We start from the raw sequence: 17,787 nt of genomic DNA on the forward strand, positions 1-17,787 counted from the left end.
AGGCGTGGACGCGGCTGCGATGGCGGCCGACACGCAGGTCAGCCGCGCAGGAGGCGGGCGACCGCCGCGGCGCGGGCAGACCGGCCGGCCAGGCCCAGCTTGGTGTAGATGCTCGTCAGATGACGTTCGACGGTACGCACCGAAAGTGCGAGTTCTCTGGCGATCTCGGCGTTGTCCCGTCCCAGACCGGCCATCCGCAGCACGTCGCGCTCTCTGTCGGTGAGGGTTCGCAAGGCAGCCGGCGTGCTCGGGGCGGCGGCCCGGTCGTGGGCGAGGAACGCGCCGACCTCGTCGACGAACACGCCCCAGGCAGGTTCGTCGGCCAAAGTGATGTGGTTGTCGCTGTCGAGTGTCACCAGCCTGGCATTCGGTATCCGTGCCGCGAGTTCGCGGCCGTCGGCGAAATCGTTCATCCGGTCGCCCCGCGCGTGGACCACCAGGGTGGGCATCGTGACCTCGGGGAGCAGCGCGCCCACGTCGGCGTCGGCGCGGGCGGCACGTGAGCGCATCGCGTTCTCCGTCGACGTGGCACGGGCCTGCAGGGCGTCCAGCCAGCCGGCCTGTTCTTCGGATGCGCCCGGGATCATCAGATCGGTGAAGACGCGCCGGAATGTGCTGTCGGGGCGCCGCCACCCGACCTTGATCATCTGCTGGAACACGCTTTCGAGTTCTCTGGACTCCTCGCTGCGATCGGCTATCCCGTACGTGCCGTAGAGGATCAGCCGGGACACGCGGTCAGGGTTCTCGACCGCGTATCGGATCGCGACCGGCCCACCCTGCGACATGCCCACCATCGCGCACCGATCCAGGTGTGCCGCGTCGACAACCGCCGCGAGATCGGCCACGCGCGCGGACAGGCTGAAGTCCGAGACATCCCAGTCGGACATGCCGAAGCCGCGTTCGTCGTAGCGGATCACCGTCGCGATGCGGCCGAGGTCGCGCAGGAAGTGTTGCCATACCGGGCTTTCCCAGTCGAACTCGAGATGGCTGAGCCAGCATGTCGTGAGAAGCAGCGGAGGCCCGCAACCATGCATGGCGAACGCGATCCGGGTGCCGTCGGCACTGCGGCAGAAACGGACCTCCTGCGGAGGTGCGTCGGACGCCATGCCTGGCAGAGTAGCCGTCCGGACGACGTTGCCCGGCGACTTGGGCGGCTTCTGCCGAGCCGGGATCCAGGGTGCGCGACGCGACACGCCAGACACAACATCTCGTGTTGCCGCGTGGCGTCAGGCACCAGGGGTAGTGTCGGTGCTGCCGGTCCGGATCGGCCCGGTGTGACTACTTTTCGCAGGTGAAATGGGGTTCTTGTGAGCGAAGGCATGAAACTGATCGACCGTGTCTCGGCCATCAACTGGAACCGCCTGCAAGACGACAAAGACGCCGAGGTGTGGGAGCGGCTCACGGGCAACTTCTGGCTGCCCGAGAAGGTGCCGGTGTCCAACGACATCCCGTCGTGGAACACGCTCACCGCACACGAGAAGCAGCTGACGATGCGGGTCTTCACCGGCCTGACGCTGCTGGACACCATCCAAGGCACCGTCGGCGCCGTCAGCCTCATCCCCGACGCGCTGACCCCGCACGAGGAAGCGGTGTACACCAACATCGCATTCATGGAGTCCGTGCACGCCCGCAGCTATTCCAACATCTTCTCGACATTGTGCTCGACGTCGGAGATCGACGACGCGTTCCGCTGGTCGGAGGAGAACCCCAACCTCCAGCGCAAGGCCGAGATCGTCATGCAGTACTACAAGGGCGACGAGCCGCTGAAGCGCAAGGTGGCCTCCACCCTGCTGGAAAGCTTCCTCTTCTACTCCGGCTTCTACCTGCCGATGTACTGGAGCAGCCGGGCGAAACTGACCAACACCGCCGACATGATCCGGCTGATCATCCGCGACGAGGCCGTGCACGGCTACTACATCGGCTACAAGTTCCAGAAGGGCCTCGCGCTGACCGACGACGCGACCCGCCAGGAGCTCAAGGACTACACCTACGAGCTGCTCTTCGAGCTCTACGACAACGAGGTCGAGTACACGCAGGATCTGTACGACGAGGTCGGGCTGACCGAGGATGTCAAGAAGTTCCTGCGCTACAACGCCAACAAGGCACTGATGAATTTGGGCTACGAGGCGCTGTTCCCGCGCGATGAGACGGACGTCAACCCGGCGATCCTGTCGGCGCTGTCACCGAACGCCGATGAGAACCACGACTTCTTCTCGGGCTCGGGGTCGAGCTACGTGATCGGCAAGGCCGTGAACACCGAAGACGAGGACTGGGACTTCTAGCGCTGCGGGCTCTGCATGACGGCGTGCTCTGCGGCCCTGCGGCCGGAGAAGACGCAATCGGCCAGCGATAAGCCGCTCACATACGAGTTGGCGCAAATGCCGACCGCGGTGCGACCAGCGGCGTAGAGCCCCGGAATCGCTTGTCTCGCAGCCGTTGTCACTGCGCCGGTGGCTTCGTCGACGACCAGGCCGCCGAGGGTGAACATCGGGCACGGATTGATCAAGCTCGGCCTCACCGCTATCGATATCAGTGAATACGGGCCTCGCGCCACGGGCCGGACGAATTCGGCGGGCTTGCCCATCGGGTCCGGCAATCCCGCGCGGGCGGCCGCGTTGTGAGCCGCAACGGTGTCGTGCAGGCCCTGTGCATCGACACCGGCCTTGAGTGCGACGGCCTCGATTGTGTCGGCCTGCACGCGATCGAAGCGCAGCATCGCCTCCATCTGCAAACGCTGAAACCAGATCGCCTGACGCTTGAGGTCTTTGCGGGCCTGCCGCAGCAGTTGGTCGTCGGCCAGAATCCAGGCTCGTCCGTCGTGGTGTCGGACCATCTCGTGGCCGACGGCGGCGCCGTAGCGCGTTTCGTCGATGAAGCGATGACCGTGCGCGTCGACCACCAGTGCGCCGAGGAATGCGCTCGGGGGAGTGATGAACCGCCACGCCGAAACGTTGTCGAGGCGGTCTGTTGCGGCGCCGACGTCGGTCGCGAGGCGCATCCCGGAACCGTCGTCGGCGGAGGTGCCGAGTTGCAGTCCGTCAAGGTAGTCGGGAGCATGCGTGGCGATCAGGTCCCGGTTGGCGATGTATCCGCCGGCGCACAGGATCACTGCTTTTCTGGCGTGGATGTCGATCGTGCGGCCGTGGCGATGCTCCAGGTGTTCCATCCGCCGTTCCATCGCCCTGCGCAGCGGCGGGTAATAGATGCCGGGTTTGACCGCCAGTGCGGCGTACCAGCTGTAGCGCGACCGTACCGAAGCAGGCGCGTCGGCCAGCGTGGTGGCTCGCAGGCCGGTGACTCTGCCGCCGTCGGTCAGCAGAGATTCTGCGCGAGTGAGGAATTGAGTGCGCACCCCGTGGCGTGCCGCTGCGGTTGCGAGCGGTTGATAGATCTTCCTACCCGATGCACCCGCCCCTTTGGCGCGGTGTCCGCGCTGCACGGGCGGAGTAACGCTTCGGAACCGTCCCGAATTCTCGCTGCCCGAAAAGTACAGGTAGTACTTGTTGTTCGGGAAGGACGTCTTATACGGGCACACCGACGCCTCGAAGGGAACGCCGTGCTGGGTGAGCCAGTCGATCATCCCGGGACTGGCATCCACGAACTGGCGGAGCGTTTCCGGGCGGACGGAATCGCCGATTTCGGCCCGCAGATACGCCAGCATCGCTTCGCTGCTGTCCTCGATTCCGGCTTCTTTCTGGACCCACGTTCCACCGCCGGCGTAGACGATGCCTCCGGAAACCTGGGTTGTGCCGCCCCCGTTGAAGCGGTCGATGGCGAGCACGTCGGCTCCGCGAGACCTCGCTTCCAAAGCTGCGCACGTGCCCGCGGCGCCGAATCCGACCACTACGACGTCAGCGCTCTGATCGGCCACCGTGCCCTCCCGTCGTCTTGGATCGAATGTTTGTACTCAAAGTACAACATTGCAGTCCAGTTGCGCCCCTAGACTGAGGAAGTGGAGGAGCAGGGCGGTCGCAAGGTGCCGGCGTCGGTAGCCGAGAAGCTGTATGCCGCCGCCGACGTGATCGCTGCTAACGGCTTGGAAAAGACCAAGATCGAGGACATCGCGAAGGCTTCCGGCGTTCCGAAAGCCACGCTGTACTACCACTTCGCAGGCAAGGACGAGATCCTGGCGTTCCTGCTCAAAGATTCGCTGGCAGCGATCGCCCGCGAGGTCGCCGCCGCTGCGGACGGGCCAGGCCGCGGCAAGGACCGCTTGGTCGCGGTCATCACCGTTCAGGTCGAACACACGATGAGACGCCCCGGAAGCAGCCGGGCACTGGTCGGTGACCTCGGCCGAGCGATCCGACTTCCCGAGCTGGCGAGCGCCGCACAGCAGGCGTTTTACGACCCGATCGCCAGGGTGCTCGAGGCGGGCGCCGCCGACGGTTCGCTGCGCGAATTCGCCGACCCGCAGAGCAGCGCGATCAGCATCTTCGGCGCCGTCATGATCACCGCGATGCTGCACAACGTGATCAGCACCGATCAATCCGAGCGGGACGTCGCAGCCTCGGTGGCCGACCTCATCCTGAAAGGGGCCGAGACCTCAGGTTGAGTGCGAAACCGGGATGGTGGCGGTCACGGTCGTGCCGTCACCGGGATGGCTCGTCACCGTAAGCTCGCCCGACAACGCCTCCACCCGGTCCCGCAAGCCCACCAGCCCTGAGCCGCCGCCGGCGGACGCACCTCCTGATCCGTCGTCGGACACCGTCAGGCGCAGCACGCTGTCATCTTCTGCGAGTCCGATCCGCACCGTGACCGAATCGGCGTTCGCGTGTTTGGCGACGTTCGTCAACGCCTCCGCCACAACGTAATACGCGGCGACCTCTACGGGCTCCGGAAGGCGGTGCTCCACGTCGACGTCCAGTTCGACCGGCACCGGTGATCGGCGCGCCAAGTTGCGCATAGCCGGTCGTAGCCCGCCCCGCGACAACACCGCAGGGTGCAGACCCCGTGACAACTCCTGTAGATCCGAGTGCAATCCCGCCAGCCCGTCGACCACCGTCGACAACTGGGTGCGCAGCTCGTCGTCGCCTTCGGCGGCCGCCTCGACCGCGCGCAGCTGCAGGCTGAGCGAGACGATCCGCTGCTGGGCCCCATCGTGGAGGTCGCGTTCGAATCCGCGACGGGCTTCGTCAGCCGCGGCCACGATGCGTGCCCGGGACGCGGTGAGTTCGGCGCGGGTCTCGGCGTTGACGATCGCCGTGGAGATGAGGTCGGCGAAATCGCGGATGTGTGCCTCGGCGGTTTCGGGGATCCCGTGCGGAACATAGGATCCGACGAGCAGCACGCCGTGGATCCTGCCGTCGACGATCAGCGGGGCTCCCGCGCCGGCGCGGACCCCGAACCGGCGCAGCCGCGTGGCGATGTGAGGGGAAAACGCGTCATAGTCGTCGATGCGGGCAGGCGCGCCGGTGGTGCGGACCTGGTCGCTGACACTGCCCGTTTCAATCGGAAAGCGTTCGCCGACAACCCATCCCGGCTGGTCGCCGTGGTTGAGCCCGGCCAGGACGACGCCGATGTCGTCGTTGTGGAAGGCGGCCAACGTCACATGCTCGACGCCGAGGCTGTCCGCAAGCTCGGCAACGGCGACCTCGTAGACGTCGCGCAATGCGGCCCCGCGCGCCACCAAGGTTGCCACCCGCCTTAGGGCCGCCTGCTGGGTGCGGGCCGCTCGGAGTCGGTCCTGCTCGCGCCGACGATCGGTCACGTCCCGCGCTCCGCCGAGAAGCACCCCGTGATCAAAGACGACGTTCCATTCGAGCCAGCGCACATCGCCGTCGCGGCGCCGGCACCGGTTCTCGAACTTGATGGCCCCGTCTGACTGCGGCACCTCGGCAAGCGCGGCGCGTGTGCTTTGCCGGTCATCGGGATGGATGAGGTCGACGAGGGGGCGGGAGACCAGTTCGGCAGCCGAGTAACCCAGAGCCCGTTCGAACGCGGGGTTGATCCGTGTGAGTCGTGCGGAGCCGCCCTCGCTCACGCCCATGAACAGCAGATCGGTGGCGACGGCGAAAAACCGCTCGAGCTCGCGGCGGCTGGCCTCGAGTTCGGCGGTGATACCTTCCCGGTCGCACGCCGCGGCCAGCAGTGCCTGCAGCGAAGGCACCATGCGGTGCACGCGCCGTACCGAGGCGACCGGCAGATCTCGCGGGACGAGAAGTGTTCCGCTGTCCTCGGTTCCGTCACGCAGGCCGATGGCCATCTGGTCGCTGCCCGGGGCAGCAGCCCCGACCGACAACGTCGCGTAAGGCAATCCGAGCACGTCGGCGAGGCGCCTGCCCGCGTCGTCGAGCGCAGGACCGAGCGCGGGCGCACGCAACATCACCCGGGCCAGATCTGCGGACAGGTCGGCTTCCAGGCGCCTTTGCTCCGCCTCGGCGGCGCGCAGTCGCGCCTGTCCCACAAGGGCATTGGTCAGGAACGCAAGGGTCAGAAACACGGCGAGAGCGGGCGCGAGGCTGTCGCGACCCTCGAGGTGGAGATAGGCGTACACGACCGCGCTGGCCAGCGAGGTGGCGATGGAGAGACCGAAACCCCATCCGGCGGAGACGACCAACACACCCAGCAACAGGATCGCCCCGAAAGCGTTCTCGGGAGCGATCTTCTTGAGCGCGAAAACGGCGAGCACTTCACCGGCGAGAAAGCCCGCCGCCACGACAATGCCCAGGCCGAGGGGCCGGGCGGGGGAGCGCACGACCTCCTCCAGGAAGCGGGTGGGCGCTGATTGCCAGGTCACCGGCCGATGGTAATCGGCGATCTTTCCCGTTAACAGGAATGCCATCGGCGGTCCCGCCTGACAAGCTCGAGGCATGAATGGTCCGCGCTGCCTGATCGTCGACGACAGTGCCGACTTCCGCGACGCGGCCCGCGCGATGCTCGAGCGAGGCGGAATCGAGGTGGTCGGTACTGCCTGCGACGGCGAGGAGGCGGTGCGCCGGGCCGCTGAACTTCGTCCCGATGTCGCGCTGGTCGACGTGGACCTGGGCGCCGAAAGCGGATTCGACATCGCCGAGCGGCTGTGCGACATCCCGGTGATCCTGACGTCCACCCATGACGAACAGGACTTCGCCGACCTGATCGCCGCCAGTCCGGCGCTGGGCTTCCTTCCCAAATTCGCGTTGTCGCCCACGGCGGTCATGCGGCTTCTGGGGAAAGACTCCTAGCGGGTTTCCAGGTACATGATGACCGCACGCACCCGCCGGTGGTCATCGCCTGTCTCGGGCAGGTCGAGCTTGGTGAGAATGCTGCGCACGTGTTTTTCCACGGTACCCTCGGTGACCCAGAGCCGTCGCCCGATACCGGCGTTCGACAACCCCTCGGCCATCAGCGTCAGCACCTCGCGTTCGCGCACGCTGAGCGCGCCGAGGGGATCGTCGCGTTTACGCGCCGACACGAGTTCGGCGACGAGAGCAGGGTCGACGACCGAGGCGCCGTTGGCGATGCGCTGTAAGGTGTCGACGAAATCCGCGACATCGGTCACCCGCGTCTTCAACAGGTAGCCGATGGCGCGGCCACCCGCCAGAAGCTCCATGGCGTGGTCGACGTCGACGTGGGCCGACAGCACCACGATGCCGACCTGGGGTGACTCGTCTCGGATCACGCGGGCCGCGTCGAGACCTTCGCTGGTGTGTGACGGCGGCATGCGGATGTCGACGAGTGCGAGATCGGGTTGCTGCCCGCGGACCAGTTCCAGCAGCGCCTCGCCGTCGCCCGCCTGCCCGACGATTTCGAACCCCGAACGCTCGAGCAGGCTGGCCAGCCCCTCACGCAACAGCACGTCGTCGTCGGCGACGACCACCCTCAGCGCGCACATAGCGTCACATTGTCGCATCAACCGGCGAATCGGCAGTGTTGCGGCGTGATTTGGGTGCTACCGGTAACCGAGGAGTCCAGCCAACATCGACGACCCGTACGCGGCATCAGTGCGAAACTTGAACGCATGGCCGACTCCGCTGGGCGCTCCATCGACCGCGTCGACGGAATCGACAAGGTGACAGGGCGCGCGCAGTATGCCGCCGACACCCCGGTGGGCGCGTTGTGGCACGCGGCACTGGTGCAGTCTCCGATCACGCACGGCCGGGTCACCGCCGCGTCCATCGTTGCCGCCGTGAGCCGGGCTGAAGCGGCTCCGGGTGTGAAATACGTTCTGACGCCGTTGAACTGCCCACGTCTGCAGGTCCTTCCAGAAGACCTGACATGGGACCTACCACTGGAACGCCGCACACCGCTGTCGGATCTGACGGTGCAGCACGCCGGTCAGCACATGGCTCTGGTGGTGGCCGACTCGCTGGAGAATGCGACGCAGGCCGCAGCGACACTGGACTTTCACTACATCCGATCGACAGCTCAGCTGTGCGCAGCCGACGTCGTCGACGGGCCCCCGGCCCATGACCCACCGGGAGCGCTGATCCGACACGGCGCTTACCGCCCAGACCATTTCGTCAAGCTGGTCGACGAGAAACTCCAGGACCGGAGGGGGGCCGTCGACGAACCACGCGGCATCACCGTCGCGGAAACCTACCGAACCCCGGTCAATGCGCACTATCCGATGGAGCTGTCGGCCACGATCGCGCACTGGGAAGGAGACCGCCTCACCGTCCACGACTCCACACGGTGGATCACGGGCGAACGACGAGTTCTCGCGGCTTATCTGGGGATACCGGAAGATCGGGTCCGGATCGTGTCGCCGGTGGTCGGCGGGGCGTTCGGGTCGAAAAGCTTTCTGTGGATGCATGTCGTCCTCTGTGCCGTGGCAGCGCGCGCGGTCAATCGCCCCGTGAAGTTGGTGCTCACCCGAGATCAGATGTTCACCTCGACCGGGCACCGGCCCCGTACCGAGCAGCGCGTCTGTATGGTCGCCGACGATGACGGTCTGATCGCCAGCACCGAACACCACACCGTCACGGAGACGTCCACGGTCGCCCACTTCTGCGAGCCTGCAGGCCTCTCCTCTCGGTTCCTGTATCGCTCTCCGCGGCTGGAGGTGACACACACCGTGGCCCGGATCAATGCTCCTACACCGTGTTTCATGCGCGGTCCGGGTGAAGCGCCAGGCTTGTTCGCGCTGGAAGTCGCAATGGACGAAATGGCAGCCGCGACCGGAAAGGATCCGGTGGCGCTGCGGATGGCCAACCTCGTTCCCTATGACCAGACCAACGGTCGTCCGTGGTCGGCCGCTCACCTGACCCGGTGCTACGTCGAGGGAATGGAGCGATTCGGGTGGGCCGGGCGTCCGCCGCAGGCAAGGGTGATGCAGCGCGACGGGGTTCGTGTGGGGTGGGGGATGGCGACCGCGACCTATCCCGGCCGCAGGATGCCGGCGGCCTGCGGTGTCGAGACACGGCCTGACGGATCGGTCCGCTTCAGTGCGGCGACGCATGAGATCGGCACCGGAGTCCGCACCGTGATGACACAGCTGGCTGCGGACGGAACCGGTATGCCCCTGTCTCACGTTGCGTTCGACTCGGGCGACTCGGAGTTCCCAGATGCTCCGTACAGCGGCGCCTCGCAGACCACCGCGACCGTCGGCTCCGCGGTGTTCGCCGCCGCTCGGGAGTGGCGACGGCGACTCGATGCGTGGGTCGAAGCCTCCCGGCCGGAGCTCGCCAATCCGATGGACGGGCCGCGCCTTGCCGAGCTGATCGCCCACGCGGGCCCGGATCTGGCGGCGGCGCTGACCTTTACGCGATCCAGCGTCGAGCCAGAACACAACGGCTCGGTGTCGCAGTCGTTCGGCGCGCATTTCTGCGAAGTCGAGGTCGACGAAGACATCGGCCGGGCCACGATTACCCGCTGGGTCGCCGTGATGGACTGCGGGCGCGTGCTCAACCCCAAACTGGCCACCAACCAGATCATGGGTGGCATCACGTTCGGCTTGGGGATGGCACTCATGGAACAGGTGCCGTTCGACCCCCACACCGGTCAGATGATCGGCGAGTACTACGTCCCGACGCACGCCGACCAGCCTGCATTCGACATCGCGTTCGTCAGCGGCGCGGACTATGCGCTCGATCCGATCGGCGTCCGGGGAATCGGCGAGATCGGCGCATGCGGGGTACCCGCCGCCGTCGCCAACGCGATCTATCACGCGACGGGAAAGAGGTTGCGTGAATTGCCCATGACGATCGAAGCAGTTCTGGAGCCCAGCACGAAGGAGCGGACATGACCTTCCCCCATCGAATCCGTCTGACCGTCAACGGGGTCAGCACACCGGTGGATGTCGATGTCAGGTCGACACTGCTCGACCTGCTGAGGGAGCGCCTGTCGCTGACAGGCACCAAGAAGGGGTGCGATCACGGCCTCTGCGGCGCGTGCACCGTCGAGGTCGACACGCAGAGGGTGTTGAGCTGCCTCACCCTGGCCGTGTCGATCGACGGCTCCGACATCCGTACCGTCGAAGGCCTCGCCGACGGTGACGAGCTCCATCCGCTTCAACGGGCGTTCGTCGAGCATGACGGATTCCAATGCGGCTACTGCACCCCGGGCCACCTCTGCTCGGCGCGGGCCATGCTGCGCGAGTTCGACCGCGGTGACCTGTCCGGGGAGTCGTTCAACGGGGCGGTCGCCGACGTGACGAACGGCCCGAAAAGTCTCTTGGACAGCGAAGTTCGGGAACGGATGGCAGGAAACATCTGTCGATGCGGTGCGCACGCCAACATCGTCGCGGCGATCAAATCGGTTCACGACGAGTCATGAAGCCCTTCGACTACCAGCGCGCAACGACGGTGCCCGACGCGATCTCGCGTGCACGTGAGACCGGGGCGAAATTCTTCGCGGGCGGGACCAACCTTCTCGACCTGATGAAGTCGGGGGTCGAGCAACCTCAAGTGCTCGTCGACGTCGGCGGGCTCGGCATCGATACGATCACCGAGACCCGGGACGGGGGAATCCGTCTCGGTTCAGGCGCCACCAACAGTGCGGTCGCCAATCACAGGCTTGTACGGACTCGGTATCCGCTGCTGTCCCAGGCAATTCTGTCCGGAGCGACAACGCAGATCCGTAACATGGCAACCGCGGGTGGAAACCTGATGCAGCGCACACGGTGCCCGTACTTCATGAATCCCGGCTTCGCGCAGTGCAACAAGCGCATCCCCGGCTCGGGGTGCGGGGCCCGCGACGGCTTCAATCGCGAGCATGCGGTGTTCGGAACCAGCTCGCCCTGTGTGGCCGTCCACCCGTCGGACATGGCCGTGGCACTCGCGGCGCTCGACGCCGTGATCCACGTCTGCGGACCTGAGGGGGAGCGCGCGATCGCCATCGGCGATTTCTATGTCCCACCCGGTGCGCACCCGGACCGCGACACTTCGGTGAGCCCCGACGAACTCATCGTCGCCGTCGAGTTGCCGCCGTCGCCGTTCGGGCCGAACAGCTGGTATCTCAAGGTCCGGGACCGGCACAGCTACGCGTTCGCCCTGGTGTCGGTGGCTGCGGCCGTACATGTGGAGGACGGCGTGATTCGCTCGGCTGCCATCGCCCTCGGGGGCGTCGCCTCCACACCGTGGAGGGTGCCGGCCGCAGAGGCGGCACTCATCGGCCGGGCACCCGAGCGGCAAACCTTCCTGGCGGCGGCCGAGGCTGCGCTCGCAGGCGCCTCACCGTTGCAGCACAACGGTTTCAAGGTTCCTCTCGCGAAGAACAGCGTCGTGCGAGCTCTCAGTGAAGCCGCCGCCAGGATGTCCTAACGCTCGTGGCTGTCCTCGATCACGGTGCGGCCGATCTCGGCGTACGCGTCCGGTTTGGCCGAGCGAAGCCACAGGGCATACGCCAGACCGATGACGAACACGGCAAGGATCATGTACGGGCCGGCCTTGAACACCTGGGAGTTCGCGGCCAGTCCGGCCGCGAACGCGCGGTTGTCCCACAGCAGCCACACCACGTACAGCATCGCCACACCGCCGATGGCCGGGCAGATCAAGGTGGTGATCACGTTGCCGCGGTGGGTCTTCCGCGCCCAGAAGTACGAGATCACCGCAGCCGAACAGATCGCTTGCACCAGCATGATCGCTGCAGTGCCGATCAACGCGAGAAGCCCGTAGATGTTCACGTAGGGAACCAGCGCCGGGGTGTCCACGGGCACGCCGTCGGCGTCGGGAACCTGCACCGCGGTGAAGCCGGCGAACAGCAGGACGATCACCAAGGTGATGGCGCTCTGCAGCGTGGACGCGATGTACGGCGAACCGTGTTTGGGGTGCGCGGCGCCGATGGTCTTTCGCGCTGCGGCGGAGGGGATCTCGCGCCCGAGGGCGAAAAGGTAGCGCGAGGCCGCATTGTGGAAGGCCAGCGCGCAGGCGAAGGACCCGATGACCAGCAGGATCTTGTAGACGTCGAGCAGGAACCCGCCCAGGTTGGTCTCCACCAGCCCGAAGAACAGGTCCAGTGGCGATGCGCTGATCGACGCCTCGACCGAAGCCTTGGCGCCGTTGCCTGCCAGCACCATCGCGGAGATGAACGTGTAGAACAGGCCCAGGCCGATGACCGCGATCAGCGTGGCCCTAGGGATGATTTTCTTCGGGTTGCGTGATTCTTCGCCGTAGACGGCGGTGGTCTCGAACCCGACCCAGGACCAGAACGCGAAGAACAGGCCGATCGCCATCGAACCGGCTGCCGCGGCGGTCCCGAACGCGCCGCCGGGCAGACCTTCGAACGCATTGTTCAGCAGCACTGTCTGATCCAGCATGAATCCGTCTGGTCCGCCGCCCTTGACGATCACCGAGAAGGCGAGTCCGAACAGGATCAACACTTCTGCCACGAGAGTCACTCCGAGAATTGCCGCGGTGAAGCTGATGTGGAAGTAGCACAGTGCGGCGATGATCAGAATCGCTCCGACCGCGAACACCAGCCACGGGATGTCGACTCCCACAATGGTGTTCACCGCGTCATTGGCGAAATAGGCGCAACCGCCGATCAGCGATCCCTCGAAGACGATGTAGGCGAAGGTGGCGAGGAAGCCGCTGGCCATGCCCCACACCTGGCCCAGACCGTGGGAGATGAAGCCGTAGAAAGCACCGGTGGTGGTGATGTGCTTGGCCATCGCGACGTATCCGAGCGCGAACAGCGTCAGGATGATCGTTGCGAAGAGGAAGCCTGCGGGTGCGCCGAGTCCGTTGCCGTAACCCACTGCGATCGGTGTGTTGCCGGTCATCGCGGTGATCGGCGCAGCATTTGCGACGGCCATGAAGATGACCGCGACCATGCCGACCGCGCCCTTCTTCAATCCTGCCGGCGCGGGCTCCACGGTCGTGGACGCCGAAACGGAATCGCTCGCCATACGGCGTTTCTCCTTCGGATTGCAATCGTTTGACTGCCTGCCACGCTGCAGACCGAAGAGAGCGTCGCACTGTATAGACCACCCCTCAACCGGGGTCATCCAGATTTAACACCGCTCCCAGACAACTCCCAGCTCGGCCGTCTCCGGCGGCGGAGACGGCCGAGTCGCAGTCAGCGAAGGGTTTCGGTGTCGATCACGAAGCGGTAGCGCACGTCGCTGGCCAGGACGCGCTCGTAGGCCTCGTTGATGTAGTCGGGTGTGACGACCTCGATTTCGGGTGTCACATCGTGCTCGGCGCAGAAGTCCAACATCTCCTGCGTCTCGGCGATACCGCCGATGAGCGAACCGGAGATTCGGCGGCGACCGAAGATCAGCGCTGACGCAGGAACTTCCATCGGGTGTTCGGGCATGCCCAGTTCGACGAGCGTGCCGTCGAGCGTGAGCAGCCCCAGGTAATCCTGGAGGTCGAGATTCGCCGACACCGTGTTCAGGATGAGGTCGAAGGAGCCCTTCAGCTTCGTGAAGGTATCCCGGTCGCTGGTGGCGTAGTACTCGGAGGCGCCGAGCCGCAAACCGTCCTCCATCTTCTTCAGCGACTGGCTCAGCACGGTCACGTGAGCGCCCAATGCAACGGCGAGCTTGACGCCGAGGTGCCCCAGGCCGCCGAGGCCGATGACCGCGACACGAGTGCCGGGACCCGCATTCCAGTGCCGCAGTGGCGAATACGTGGTGATGCCGGCGCACAGCAACGGTGCCGCCTTGTCCAGCGGGATGGACTCGGGGATGTTCAGCACATAGTTCTCGTCGACGACGATGGCGCCGCTGTACCCGCCCTGGGTCGGCTGCCCGTCACGACCGGTGCCGTTGTAGGTCCCGACCATGCCGGGGTTGTTGCAGTACTGCTCCTCGCCGGCCAGGCAGTATTCGCATTCGCGGCAGGAGTCGACGAAGCAGCCGACACCCACGCGGTCGCCGACCTTGAACTTGGTCACGTCGGATCCGACCTCGGTGACCAGGCCGGCGATCTCATGGCCGGGCACCATCGGGTACTTGACCTTGCCCCACTCGCCACGCACGGTGTGGATGTCCGAATGGCAGATGCCGGCGAAATGAATCTCGATCGACACGTCGTTCGCGCCGACCTCGCGTCGGGTGATCGTGGTCTGGCTCAGCGCCTCCGTCGCAGAAGGGGCTGCATAGGCGGTTACGGTGCTCATCTCAACCTTTCGGTCATCGTCTGTGGAATTCGCCTACCCCGTGAAGAGGCGCGACAAAACGGGTCCGCGACGTTGCAGACACTGCTCACAACACCTCGGCTGCGGCCGGTTAGTCCCATACCGGGACCTCAAAGATAGTTGCGGTCATCACTCCCGGCAGGGCGTGACGTCAGTTGATCGGCGAGTTCACCCAGCGCAGATCGGCGAGAATGCCGCGGGCGGCGACGATGTTCCCGCCACCGTCTGCCCCTTGCCACACTTCGTTGTTCACCGCGAACACACGATTGTCTCGGGTGGCGGACAAGCGTTTCCACGCATCGCTTTCCATCACCTCGGGTGCGCGGTCGCGCGCCTGCGAGGTGGCGAACGACACATACACGATGTCGCCTTCGGCCGCCGAGAAGTCGGGGGAGTCACCGAGGTCCTCGTCGGTGACTCCGATCTCGAGGTACGGCTTGTCGGTGAAACGTTGTGCCGCAGGACGATCGACGCCGACATCGGCGAGCACACTGCCGGCGAAGTTGTCGACGCCGAACACCCGCATCGTGGTATCGGTGAACTGCACGACCGACGCCTGGAAGTGGGTCGCATCGTTGTCCGCACCGGTCCTGTCGGCCGCCCGGTCGAAGTCCTCGATCATCGCGTCGGTCGCTTCGCGGCGACCCGTGGCCGCGCCGACGAGACGCAGGTTGTCCTTCCATGCGGCCCCCGGCGCACCGCCGAACACGGTCGGGGCGATGTCCGACAGCGCCGGATACTCCTCGGGTGTCAGCGCCACCGAACCGAGGATGAGATCGGGGCCGGCTCCGCGGATCGCTTCGAGGTCCGGAGTGGTTCGACTTCCGGCTCCGGGCAGCTCGTGCACGACGGCCCCCAGATAGGAAGGTTGGGTGTCGGAGCCGTCCGGCAGGGCCGCAGAGACGACGCGCGACTGCAGGCCGAGGGCACACAACGCATCCAGCTGGTCACCGGAGAGCGCCACGATGCGCTGCGGATCGGCGCGGACCGTCGTTGTCTCGGGAATCGGCGGGGAAACCCCGTGTCCGGTCGCATTGCGCACCTCACGGTCAGCAGGTCCGTCGTCGAGACGCGCAGGCTCTGGCGCACACGATTCGTCCGGCCGCCGATCGTTGCCGAGCACACCGGCGCCCGCGATGCGCGTCGTGCTGGTGATCACCGAACTGCCGCTGCCGCCGTTGCCGGTGACCGGGGCCCCGCCGGCGCCGCAGCCGTTGAGAGCGAGGACGACGACAGTGGCGCCGAGCGCTGCCTGCGCCGCCGACCGGGAGACCCGTCGGCCCGCCCGCGCTCCCGTGAACAGCACGCGCCGACCGTAACATCCTGGTGCTTTGCAGCAGCTCAACGCCCGTCGCGGCACCGGGCGTGAATTGATTACGACAGTTTGTAGGACCACCGCGACCTCGGGCAGACTGGGGGTCTAGGATTCAAGACGATGTGTCGGTTCGCCGACGTCCGAATTGTCGGTCTCCCGACGCTCAATCCGGGTATCCGGTCAGCGTCACGGAAGGTTGGAGGACCAGTTGGTAGCCGAAGCGCCCCCAATCGGTGAGCTCGAAGCCCGTCGCCCCTTCCCGGCGCGGATCGGCCCCAAGGGCAACCTGATCTACAAGCTGATCACGACGACCGATCACAAGCTGATCGGCATCATGTACTGCGTCGCGTGCTTCGCGTTCTTCCTCATCGGCGGCCTGATGGCGCTGTTCATCCGCACGGAGCTGGCCGCGCCCGGCCTGCAGTTCCTCTCCAACGAGCAGTACAACCAGCTGTTCACCATGCACGGCACGGTGATGCTGCTGTTCTACGCCACCCCGATCGTGTTCGGGTTCGCCAACCTGGTGTTGCCGCTTCAGATCGGCGCCCCCGACGTCGCGTTCCCGCGCCTCAACGCGTTCTCGTTCTGGCTCTTCCTGTTCGGCGCGCTGATCGCCACCGCGGGCTTCATCACCCCCGGCGGCGCCGCAGACTTCGGCTGGACCGCGTACTCACCGCTGACCGATGCGATTCATTCGCCCGGCCCGGGTGGCGACCTGTGGATCATGGGTCTCGCAGTCGGTGGTCTGGGCACCATCCTCGGCGGCGTCAACATGATCACCACGGTGGTCTGCATGCGCGCTCCCGGCATGACGATGTTCCGGATGCCGATCTTCACCTGGAACATCCTGGTGACGTCGATCCTGGTGCTGCTGGCCTTCCCGCTGCTGACCGCCGCTCTTTTCGGTCTTGCCGCCGACCGCCATCTCGGCGCCCACGTCTACGACCCTGCCAACGGCGGTGTTCTGCTGTGGCAGCACCTGTTCTGGTTCTTCGGGCATCCCGAGGTGTACATCATCGCGCTCCCGTTCTTCGGGATCGTGTCGGAGATCTTCCCGGTGTTCAGCCGCAAGCCGATCTTCGGTTACACCACCCTGATCTACGCGACGTTGGGTATCGCGGCGCTGTCGGTCGCGGTGTGGGCGCACCACATGTACGCCACCGGCGCCGTGCTGCTGCCCTTCTTCTCCTTCATGACCTTCCTCATCGCCGTGCCGACGGGCATCAAGTTCTTCAACTGGATAGGCACGATGTGGAAAGGCCAGTTGACGTTCGAGACACCGATGCTGTTCTCCGTCGGCTTCATCGCGACATTCCTCCTCGGTGGTCTGTCGGGCGTGCTGCTGGCCAGCCCGCCGCTGGATTTCCACGTCACCGACAGCTACTTCGTCATCGCGCACTTCCATTACGTGCTCTTCGGCACCATCGTGTTCGCGACCTACGCGGGCATCTACTTCTGGTTCCCGAAGATGACGGGCCGTCTGCTCGACGAGCGGCTCGGCAAGGTGCACTTCTGGCTCACCTTCATCGGCTTCCACACCACGTTCCTGGTGCAGCACTGGCTGGGCGACGAGGGCATGCCGCGGCGCTACGCGGACTACCTGCCCAGCGACGGATTCACCACGCTGAACGTCATCTCGACGATCGGTGCGTTCATCCTCGGCCTGTCGACGCTGCCGTTCCTGTGGAACGTGTTCAAGAGCTGGCGCTACGGCGAGGTCGTCACGGTCGACGATCCGTGGGGCTACGGCAACTCCCTGGAGTGGGCCACCAGCTGCCCGCCGCCGCGGCACAACTTCACCGAGCTGCCGCGCATCCGTTCGGAGCGTCCGGCCTTCGAGCTGCACTACCCGCACATGGTCGAGCGGATGCGCCGCGAGGCCCACGTGGGTCGTGCCCACGGTCCGGAGGACGGCGACGTGACGCGCAACGAAGAGAACGTCCGTACCTGACGCGGAGCGGTTCACCGGG

The 17,787-nt window shown here is 65.9% G+C and carries 14 protein-coding genes; 7 read left to right on the forward strand and 7 right to left on the reverse strand.

The genetic code is table 11. The features are described 5' to 3' along the window. Positions 1-38: 38 nt before the first annotated feature. A complete protein-coding gene (locus ACAG24_RS14300; RefSeq protein WP_370472885.1) occupies positions 39-1,106 on the reverse strand; it encodes an alpha/beta fold hydrolase in 1,068 nt (355 codons plus the stop codon). A 213-nt stretch (positions 1,107-1,319) separates the two neighbouring features. Between ACAG24_RS14300 and nrdF the strand changes: the two genes are divergently transcribed. Then, a complete protein-coding gene (gene nrdF / locus ACAG24_RS14305) occupies positions 1,320-2,282 on the forward strand; it encodes a class 1b ribonucleoside-diphosphate reductase subunit beta (protein WP_036465041.1) in 963 nt (320 codons plus the stop codon). On the opposite strand, the gene ACAG24_RS14310 is transcribed toward nrdF, so the two are convergent. Continuing rightward, positions 2,279-3,871, reverse strand: a complete 1,593-nt coding sequence (locus ACAG24_RS14310) for an FAD-binding protein (RefSeq protein ID WP_370472886.1) — start codon at positions 3,869-3,871, stop codon at positions 2,279-2,281. The genes nrdF and ACAG24_RS14310 overlap by 4 nt on opposite strands. An 81-nt stretch (positions 3,872-3,952) precedes the next feature. On the opposite strand from ACAG24_RS14310, the gene ACAG24_RS14315 reads away from it, so the two are divergent. Then, the gene (locus ACAG24_RS14315; RefSeq protein WP_370472887.1) at positions 3,953-4,552 is read left to right on the forward strand and encodes a TetR/AcrR family transcriptional regulator; all 600 of its coding nucleotides are present in this window, start codon (positions 3,953-3,955) and stop codon (positions 4,550-4,552) included. Here the strand turns inward: ACAG24_RS14315 and ACAG24_RS14320 are convergent. After that, a complete protein-coding gene (locus tag ACAG24_RS14320) occupies positions 4,544-6,736 on the reverse strand; it encodes a PAS domain-containing protein (protein WP_370472888.1) in 2,193 nt (730 codons plus the stop codon). The two genes, ACAG24_RS14315 and ACAG24_RS14320, sit on opposite strands and share 9 nt — an antisense overlap. A gap of 73 nt (positions 6,737-6,809) precedes the next feature. Here ACAG24_RS14320 and ACAG24_RS14325 point away from each other — a divergent pair, with 73 nt between their 5' ends. Next, positions 6,810-7,163 (forward strand): response regulator, encoded by a 354-nt coding sequence (locus ACAG24_RS14325; RefSeq protein ID WP_370472889.1) that lies wholly within the window; start codon positions 6,810-6,812, stop codon positions 7,161-7,163. On the opposite strand, the gene ACAG24_RS14330 is transcribed toward ACAG24_RS14325, so the two are convergent. Then, positions 7,160-7,813: a response regulator gene (locus tag ACAG24_RS14330; RefSeq protein ID WP_370472890.1), complete on the reverse strand. Its 654-nt coding sequence runs from the start codon at positions 7,811-7,813 to the stop codon at positions 7,160-7,162. The genes ACAG24_RS14325 and ACAG24_RS14330 overlap by 4 nt on opposite strands. 126 nt (positions 7,814-7,939) lie before the next feature. Between ACAG24_RS14330 and ACAG24_RS14335 the strand changes: the two genes are divergently transcribed. From ACAG24_RS14335 to ACAG24_RS14345, 3 genes are read left to right on the forward strand one after another with little or no spacing between them, the layout of a single operon-like run. Then, positions 7,940-10,165, forward strand: coding sequence for a xanthine dehydrogenase family protein molybdopterin-binding subunit (locus tag ACAG24_RS14335; RefSeq protein WP_370472891.1), 2,226 nt, complete (start codon positions 7,940-7,942; stop codon positions 10,163-10,165). After that, the gene (locus ACAG24_RS14340; protein ID WP_370472892.1) at positions 10,162-10,695 is read left to right on the forward strand and encodes a (2Fe-2S)-binding protein; all 534 of its coding nucleotides are present in this window, start codon (positions 10,162-10,164) and stop codon (positions 10,693-10,695) included. Before ACAG24_RS14335 ends, ACAG24_RS14340 begins: the two co-directional genes overlap by 4 nt. Continuing rightward, a complete protein-coding gene (locus tag ACAG24_RS14345) occupies positions 10,692-11,681 on the forward strand; it encodes an FAD binding domain-containing protein (protein ID WP_370472893.1) in 990 nt (329 codons plus the stop codon). The genes ACAG24_RS14340 and ACAG24_RS14345 overlap by 4 nt, the downstream gene beginning before the upstream one ends. Here the strand turns inward: ACAG24_RS14345 and ACAG24_RS14350 are convergent. The 3 genes from ACAG24_RS14350 to ACAG24_RS14360 form a co-directional block, all read right to left on the reverse strand. After that, positions 11,678-13,267 (reverse strand): APC family permease, encoded by a 1,590-nt coding sequence (locus ACAG24_RS14350; protein ID WP_370472894.1) that lies wholly within the window; start codon positions 13,265-13,267, stop codon positions 11,678-11,680. The genes ACAG24_RS14345 and ACAG24_RS14350 overlap by 4 nt on opposite strands. 170 nt (positions 13,268-13,437) lie before the next feature. After that, the gene (locus ACAG24_RS14355) at positions 13,438-14,484 is read right to left on the reverse strand and encodes an NAD(P)-dependent alcohol dehydrogenase (RefSeq protein ID WP_370472895.1); all 1,047 of its coding nucleotides are present in this window, start codon (positions 14,482-14,484) and stop codon (positions 13,438-13,440) included. A 169-nt stretch (positions 14,485-14,653) separates the two neighbouring features. Beyond that, on the reverse strand, positions 14,654-15,808 hold the full coding sequence (locus tag ACAG24_RS14360) for an iron-siderophore ABC transporter substrate-binding protein (RefSeq protein ID WP_370472896.1): 1,155 nt from the start codon (positions 15,806-15,808) through the stop codon (positions 14,654-14,656). Positions 15,809-16,025: 217 nt separating this feature from the next. Here ACAG24_RS14360 and ctaD point away from each other — a divergent pair, with 217 nt between their 5' ends. Next, positions 16,026-17,768 carry an aa3-type cytochrome oxidase subunit I gene (gene ctaD / locus ACAG24_RS14365; RefSeq protein ID WP_370473077.1) on the forward strand — a complete coding sequence of 581 codons (1,743 nt, stop codon included), beginning with the start codon at positions 16,026-16,028 and terminating at the stop codon, positions 17,766-17,768. The last annotated feature ends 19 nt before the right edge of the window (positions 17,769-17,787 follow it).

This window comes from Mycobacterium bulgaricum (genome assembly GCF_041287165.2).
GTDB lineage: Bacteria > Actinomycetota > Actinomycetes > Mycobacteriales > Mycobacteriaceae > Mycobacterium > Mycobacterium bulgaricum.

Excerpts from the sequence above, each read along its gene's own strand:
- ACAG24_RS14340 (WP_370472892.1), top strand. The coding sequence starts at position 10,162 with ATGACCTTCCCCCATCGAATCCGTCTGACCGTCAACGGGGTCAGCACA.
- ACAG24_RS14355 (WP_370472895.1), bottom strand. The coding sequence starts at position 14,484 with ATGAGCACCGTAACCGCCTATGCAGCCCCTTCTGCGACGGAGGCGCTG.
- ACAG24_RS14345 (WP_370472893.1), top strand. The coding sequence starts at position 10,692 with ATGAAGCCCTTCGACTACCAGCGCGCAACGACGGTGCCCGACGCGATC.
- ACAG24_RS14300 (WP_370472885.1), bottom strand. The coding sequence starts at position 1,106 with ATGGCGTCCGACGCACCTCCGCAGGAGGTCCGTTTCTGCCGCAGTGCC.
- ACAG24_RS14325 (WP_370472889.1), top strand. The coding sequence starts at position 6,810 with ATGAATGGTCCGCGCTGCCTGATCGTCGACGACAGTGCCGACTTCCGC.
- ACAG24_RS14350 (WP_370472894.1), bottom strand. The coding sequence starts at position 13,267 with ATGGCGAGCGATTCCGTTTCGGCGTCCACGACCGTGGAGCCCGCGCCG.
- ACAG24_RS14335 (WP_370472891.1), top strand. The coding sequence starts at position 7,940 with ATGGCCGACTCCGCTGGGCGCTCCATCGACCGCGTCGACGGAATCGAC.
- nrdF (WP_036465041.1), top strand. The coding sequence starts at position 1,320 with ATGAAACTGATCGACCGTGTCTCGGCCATCAACTGGAACCGCCTGCAA.
- ACAG24_RS14330 (WP_370472890.1), bottom strand. The coding sequence starts at position 7,813 with ATGTGCGCGCTGAGGGTGGTCGTCGCCGACGACGACGTGCTGTTGCGT.